Origin of the sequence: Streptomyces sp. NPDC057638, assembly GCF_042800315.1 — a bacterium.
Classification (GTDB): Bacteria; Actinomycetota; Actinomycetes; order Streptomycetales; family Streptomycetaceae; genus Streptomyces.
This window is the reverse complement of sequence record NZ_JBHVHF010000404.1, coordinates 1-5,873: the sequence shown is the minus strand read 5'-3', so window position 1 is coordinate 5,873 and position 5,873 is coordinate 1. Positions and strand designations below refer to the sequence as shown.

Genomic DNA, 5,873 nt, shown 5'->3' with positions numbered 1-5,873 from the left:
GGTCATCGCGTATTCCCGCGCGGTGACGGCGCCGATACGCTTTGCCACGAGCCGCTAGAGTCAGCGCGATTCGTCGGGCACCCGGCCCGTGCGGCAGGCCAGGGAGCGAAGCGTGCTGATCCCCCACGACACCAGAATCGCGCTCGATATGGTCGTCGACCTGGTGAACACCGCACCGGACGGCGACGAGGGCGACCGGCTCGCGGACATCCCCGCGCTGGAGGAGTTCGTCGTCCGGCACCGCATCAGTGATGTACGGGAGCTGAACCCGCGCGATCTGCGCGCGGTCCAGGGGGTACGGTCCCGCTTCGCCGAGGTCTTCGCGCTCCCCGACAGCCAGCGGGCCGCCGAGCTGCTCAACGAGCTGGTCGCCGCCGCGGGCACCACGCCGCAGCTGACCAATCACGACGGCTACGACTGGCATATGCACTACTTCGCCCCTGGCGCCTCCATCGCCGACCATCTCGCGGCCGACGGCGGGATGGCGCTGGCGTTCATGGTCGTGGCGGGAGAGCAGGAGCGGCTGCGGCGCTGTGAGGCGCCGGACTGCGGACGGGCCTTCGTCGACCTCTCCCGCAATCGCTCGCGCCGCTACTGCGACAGCCGCACCTGCGGCAACCGGCTCCATGTCGCCGCCTACCGCGCGCGCCGCCGTGAGGCGGCGGGCTGAGCCTCACAGCAGGAAGAGGTCGTGCACGGCGGCCATCAGCAGCAGCACGCCGATCACGGACAGGAAGATCATCAACGGCGGCTGGGAGAGCGCGAAGAGACAGCCTCGCGGCTCATCCTGGTGACGCGGCTCATTCGGGGGTGCGGGGGCCTGGCCCCGGGAGGTATCGAGCATCTCGGGGGTGATGATGTACCAGCCCGACTCCCGATGATCAGCCAACACGCCCCGCGATGACGGGAGTTCACCCCCGGCTGCCCGCCCGCTCCGACGGGCGCGACGGGCCCGGCCCAGGGCCGCGGTGCCCGTCGGGGCGCCGTCCCCGTCCGTACGCGCCTATCGGCGCGAGATCGCGGACCGGCGGAGAAGGGTCAGATGCCGTGCTTCTTGAGGATGGCCTCGATGTCGCTGAAGTCCTCGCCCGAGCCGCCCGCCTTCTTGGGGGAGGCGGGGCGCGCCGTGGGCGTGGCGCGGCCGAGGGCCGGCTGGGAGGCGCCGGGCGCCACGGCCTCGGCACGTGCCGCCTTGGCGGCGGCCTTGCGCTCCTTGCGGCTCCCGCCCGTGCGCCGCTCGACGCCACGGGTGGTCATGAAGAGCAGCCAGGACAGACCGAGCACACCGAAACCGGCCCACGCCGTGGGGCTGAACGCGGTATCGGCCAGCCACTGGACGGCACCCGTGAGCACCAGCCCCAGCGGGACCAGCGCGTAGGCCGCGATCCTGGTGGCGGCCAGGAAGCGCTTGCGGTACGCCGTGACCGCCGCGATCCCCAGGCCCGCCGCGGCAGCGGCGGAGCAAATGGTCTCGGCAATCATGCGGGCCTCCAGGCAGTTCGTGAGCGTTCGCCCCTCCATCCTGCACCGCCGGGGGCCGTCGGGGCCACGGGCGACCACCCCCTCTCAGGGAGATCTCCGGGATGTTCTCCTCCCCAGGTGCCGGTCAGGTCCGCCCGGCGCCCGGCCCAGGGCGTACCGGGGGCCGGGACACCCTGGGACACCGTGGGTCCCCGGGACTGGGAGACTGGCCCCATGAGCGACTCCCCCATCACTGACCGTGTTGACCTCGCCGTCCGTCCCGTGCTCGACCTCTGGTGCGACCTCCAGTGCCCCGACTGCCGCACCGCTCTCACCGACCTTCACGCGCTCCGCGAGCGCTACGGCGACCGGCTGGAGATCCGGCCGCGCCACTTCCCGCTGGAGAAGAACAAGCACGCCTACGCCGCGGCCCAGGCCGCCGAGGAGGCGGCCGACCAGGGCAAGGGCTGGGAGTACACCGAGGCACTGCTGGCCCGGGTGGAAGACCTGTCCCGCCGGGGCGAGCCGGTGCTGCTGGAGGTGGCCCGGGAACTCGGGCTCGACCCGGACGAGTTCGACACGGCCCTGATCGACGGCCGTCACCTCCTGGTCGTCGACGCCGACCAGGCCGAGGGCAAGGCGATCGGCGTGACGGGGACGCCGACGTACGTCATCGGCGGTGAGCGTCTCGACGGCGGGAAGAGCCAGGAGGGTCTGCGGGCGCGGATCGAGGAGATCGCCGACCGCCTCCTCGCCGCTCCCTGACCCTCCCCCCCAGCCTTACCGACCACCGGCCCGGCCCTCCGCCGCCTCGCCCGCACCGCTCGCGGGCCAGGCGGCGCGAGGGCCGGTCGTGTCAGCGGCTCAGGGGCCTGTCCGACCCGGCACGCGTGTCACCAACGTCCCGGGGCACCGCGCCTAGAGCAGTGGCTTGGCGTAGTGGACGGTGAGTGGCCGGTAGTGGAGCGCGGTGTAGAGGGAGCGGGCCGGGCCGTTGCCGGCGAAGACATGGAGGGCGAGGCGCTCCTCCCCCGTCTCGCGCGCGAGACGCTCCGCGTGGCGCATCAGGGTCCGCCCATGGCCGCGCCGCCGGTGTTCCGGGGCCACCTCCACCTCGTAGACATACGCGCTCCGCTCCCCCGTCGGGTCCAGCGTCCGGGAACCGAGCAGCAGATGGCCGACGGTGGTGCCCTGGTGGAGCAGGACGTCCAGGCGGACACCGGGGGTGGCGTGGCGCTGGGGCAGCAGCCGGGTGCGGTCGGACTCGGCCTTGGCGCGCGCACGGGCGGGGGGAAGGCCGTGAGCGGCCACGTCATGCGCGTAGCCCCCCAGGGACCGCTCCCACCAGTCGTCGAACTCCGGCGCGGTCATCGGCCGGGTCTCGCTGCCCGGCGGCAGCGCGGGCGGACGGGCGGCGAGCCGCTTGTGCAGGACGCGGCCGGTCTCGGTGTAGCCGAGGGCGGTGAGCAGCCGGGTGGCGGCGACGGCCGACGGCGGCACGGAGAGCATCACCCGGTCACAGCCCCAGCCCCGCAGTACCTCCTCCGCCGCGAGCGCGGCGACGGTGCCCCGGCCCCGGCGGCGGTGCGGCGCCTCGATCCACAGCGTACGTACAGTGCCGGTGCCCGATCCGGCCGTGGGCCGGGTGGCGATCTCGATGGTCCCGACGGGGGCGCTGTTGACACAGACCTCGTAGTGACGGGAGCGCGTTCCGTCCGCGTCGTCCTGGAGCGGCCCGGTCGGCCGCAGGGTGGTGGTCATCCGGGTTTCCTATCCACCCCGCGGCCGTTCGTCACCCCGTGGGTGCGGGTGATCGGCCCCGGGTCAGCCCAGCCGGGGGTCGGGGTCGGCGGCCGCGCCCTCCTCGAAGAGGCGCAGCGCCTTGGTGGTGACCGGTCCCGGGGTCTCCCCGAGCACGCGTCCGTCGACGGAGCGGACCGCCTGGACGTCACGGAGGCTGGAGGTCAGGAAGATCTCCTCGGCCCGGTCGAGGGCGTCGAAGGGCAGATCGGTCTCGCGCGCCCCGGTCCACTCGACCACCAGCCGCCGGGTGATGCCCGCGAGACAGCCGGAGGAGACCGGCGGGGTGTGGAGCTCGCCGTCGAGGACGACGAAGACATTCGAGGCGGTGCCCTCGCAGAGCCGCCCGGCGGTGTTGGCGAAGAGCGCCTCGGATGCCCCGCGCTCGGTGGCGGCGGCGAGGGCCACCACGTTCTCCGCGTACGAGGTCGTCTTGAGGCCGGTGAGGGCGCCGCGCTCGTTGCGGGTCCACGGGACGGTGATCACATCCGCCGTGTCGGGCCGCGACGGGAGCTCACCGAGGGCGACCACCAGGGTCGGGCCGTCGCTGCCCCGGTCGGAGCCGAGGGGGGCGAGCCCTCCGGTGTAGGTGACGCGCAGCCGTCCGCGCTCCATGGGGTTGGCGGCCAGTACGGCGGCGCAGGCGCGGCGCACCTCGTCGTGGTCGGGGTCGGGGAGCCCGAGGCCCCGGGCGGACCGCGTCAGCCGTTCGAGGTGGAGGGTGAGGGCGAAGGGCTTCCCCCGGACCGCCTTCATGGTCTCGAAGACGCCGTCACCGACGGTGAGGCCGTGGTCGAGGACCGAGATCCTGGCCTCACCGGCCTCCCGCAGTCCGCCGTTGACCCAAAGCTTCATGACGCTGGTCCTTCCGCTGTCCCGGGGCGCGACCCACCCGGCGCGCCCACCGGTTCCGACGCTATCGCGAGCAGCCGCGACGCCTTGAGCTCGGTCTCGTCCCACTCCCGCTCGGGGTCCGAGCCCCAGGTGATGCCCGCGCCGGTACCGAAGCGCAGGGTGGCGGTGTCGGCGCCGCGGGAGGACTCCCGCTCGATCCAGAACGTACGGATGCCCACGGCGAGCTCCCCGGTGCCCCGGTCGGCGTCGACCCAGCCGATCCCGCCGCAGTACGGGCCCCGGGGCGCGGTCTCCAGCGCCTCGATGATCCGCAGCGCGCTCGATTTGGGGGCTCCGGTCACCGAACCGGGCGGGAAGGTGGCGCCGAGCATCTGTTCCCAGCCCTCCTTGGGTCCCAGTTCGCCCCGGACGGTCGAGACGAGGTGGACCAGTCCGGGATGGGCCTCGACGGCGCAGAGCGCGGGCACCGTGACCGAGCCGGTGGCACAGACCCGGCCCAGGTCATTGCGGACCAGGTCGACGATCATCACGTTCTCGGCGTGGTCCTTCTCCAGTAGATCGGCGGCGGTGCGGCCGGTGCCCTTGATCGGCCCGGACTCGATGGTCACACCGTCCCGCCGCAGATACAGCTCGGGCGAGGCGGTGGCGATCTCCACTCCGTACGAGGGAAGACGAATCGTTCCTGCGTAGGGGGCGGGGTTCCCCCGGGCGAGCAGGGCGGTCAGCGCGTCCACATCGGCGGCGGCGGGGTCCGGCAGTGGCGCCGAGAGCACCCGGCAGAGATTGGCCTGATAGACCTCGCCCGCCGCTATGTGCTCCCGGATCCGGCGCACCCCGGCGACATAGCCGGAGCGGTCCAGGGAGGAGACCCAGTCCCCGGCCGCGGGCCCCCGCCAGCGCCCCGGCACCGCCGGGGGAATCGGCTCCGTATGGATCTCACCGAAACGAGCGCAGGTCAGACCGCCTTCGAAGTCCGCGGCGACGGCCCAGAAGCCCGCGGAGTCCAGTGCGGCGGGGTCGCTGGTGACATCCCGGAGATCGGTGGCGACGAGAGGGCCGAAGCGGGCCAGGGGAGCGAGGTCGTACACATCTGTGAGTCTATGACCGGCGCGGTCGGGCCCCGGCCGGGTCGCCACGGAGCCCCTGATCAGCCACTCCTCTCCGGAGAAACCTCAGCACGCTGCGCAAACGCGTTTTTGTGCTGGCTCAGGAATCCGCTAGAGTTCAACACGTCGCCGGGACGCAGCAGCGAAACGGAAAAGACAAGCGGACGTGGCTCAGTTGGTAGAGCATCACCTTGCCAAGGTGAGGGTCGCGAGTTCGAATCTCGTCGTCCGCTCGAAGTGGGGGATCTTCCCGAACCCCCGCAGCACTCCTGGTGGAGTGGCCGAGAGGCGAGGCAACGGCCTGCAAAGCCGTCTACACGGGTTCAAATCCCGTCTCCACCTCCAAGGACGATTAGCTCAGCGGGAGAGCGCTTCCCTGACACGGAAGAGGTCACTGGTTCAATCCCAGTATCGTCCACTGGATCCGCGAGGATCCTCAGCGCGATTAGCTCAGCGGGAGAGCGCTTCCCTGACACGGAAGAGGTCACTGGTTCAATCCCAGTATCGCGCACGCAAGTGCGGTCAAGATCGTTGGTATCGTCATCGCATGTCGCCCCGCGCGATTAGCTCAGCGGGAGAGCGCTTCCCTGACACGGAAGAGGTCACTGGTTCAATCCCAGTATCGCGCACCATCCGGAACCCCCGGCCGTC

At 72.0% G+C, this 5,873-nt stretch carries 7 protein-coding genes and 5 tRNA genes; 7 read left to right on the top strand and 5 right to left on the bottom strand.

Features of this window, described 5'->3' with window-relative positions; translation table 11 throughout:
* Positions 1-112: 112 nt before the first annotated feature.
* A complete protein-coding gene (locus ACFVIM_RS31975) occupies positions 113-670 on the top strand; it encodes a CGNR zinc finger domain-containing protein (RefSeq protein ID WP_384308906.1) in 558 nt (185 codons plus the stop codon).
* A gap of 3 nt (positions 671-673) precedes the next feature.
* Here the strand turns inward: ACFVIM_RS31975 and ACFVIM_RS31970 are convergent, their stop codons facing one another.
* Positions 674-889: a hypothetical protein gene (locus ACFVIM_RS31970; protein WP_384308909.1), complete on the bottom strand. Its 216-nt coding sequence runs from the start codon at positions 887-889 to the stop codon at positions 674-676.
* Positions 890-1,038: 149 nt separating this feature from the next.
* Positions 1,039-1,482 (bottom strand): hypothetical protein, encoded by a 444-nt coding sequence (locus tag ACFVIM_RS31965; RefSeq protein ID WP_384308903.1) that lies wholly within the window; start codon positions 1,480-1,482, stop codon positions 1,039-1,041.
* A 213-nt stretch (positions 1,483-1,695) separates the two neighbouring features.
* On the opposite strand from ACFVIM_RS31965, the gene ACFVIM_RS31960 reads away from it, so the two are divergent.
* Positions 1,696-2,226, top strand: a complete 531-nt coding sequence (locus ACFVIM_RS31960) for a DsbA family protein (protein WP_384308900.1) — start codon at positions 1,696-1,698, stop codon at positions 2,224-2,226.
* A gap of 153 nt (positions 2,227-2,379) precedes the next feature.
* On the opposite strand, the gene ACFVIM_RS31955 is transcribed toward ACFVIM_RS31960, so the two are convergent.
* The 3 genes from ACFVIM_RS31955 to ACFVIM_RS31945 all read right to left on the bottom strand — a co-directional run bounded on the left by ACFVIM_RS31955 (position 2,380) and on the right by ACFVIM_RS31945 (position 5,204).
* Positions 2,380-3,222, bottom strand: coding sequence for a GNAT family N-acetyltransferase (locus tag ACFVIM_RS31955; protein ID WP_384308897.1), 843 nt, complete (start codon positions 3,220-3,222; stop codon positions 2,380-2,382).
* A gap of 63 nt (positions 3,223-3,285) precedes the next feature.
* Positions 3,286-4,116, bottom strand: a complete 831-nt coding sequence (locus ACFVIM_RS31950; RefSeq protein WP_384308894.1) for an aminotransferase class IV — start codon at positions 4,114-4,116, stop codon at positions 3,286-3,288.
* Positions 4,113-5,204 (bottom strand): chorismate-binding protein, encoded by a 1,092-nt coding sequence (locus ACFVIM_RS31945; RefSeq protein ID WP_384308892.1) that lies wholly within the window; start codon positions 5,202-5,204, stop codon positions 4,113-4,115. The genes ACFVIM_RS31950 and ACFVIM_RS31945 overlap by 4 nt, the downstream gene beginning before the upstream one ends.
* Positions 5,205-5,382: 178 nt before the next feature.
* Between ACFVIM_RS31945 and ACFVIM_RS31940 the strand changes: the two genes are divergently transcribed.
* From ACFVIM_RS31940 to ACFVIM_RS31920, 5 genes are all read left to right on the top strand, one after another.
* Positions 5,383-5,455: transfer RNA gene (locus tag ACFVIM_RS31940), tRNA-Gly, on the top strand.
* 38 nt (positions 5,456-5,493) lie between these two features.
* A tRNA-Cys gene (locus ACFVIM_RS31935) sits at positions 5,494-5,567 on the top strand.
* Position 5,568: 1 nt separating this feature from the next.
* A tRNA-Val gene (locus ACFVIM_RS31930) sits at positions 5,569-5,640 on the top strand.
* 21 nt (positions 5,641-5,661) lie between these two features.
* Positions 5,662-5,733 (top strand) — tRNA-Val (locus ACFVIM_RS31925).
* A 46-nt stretch (positions 5,734-5,779) separates the two neighbouring features.
* Positions 5,780-5,854, top strand: a tRNA-Val gene (locus ACFVIM_RS31920).
* Positions 5,855-5,873: the final 19 nt, after the last annotated feature.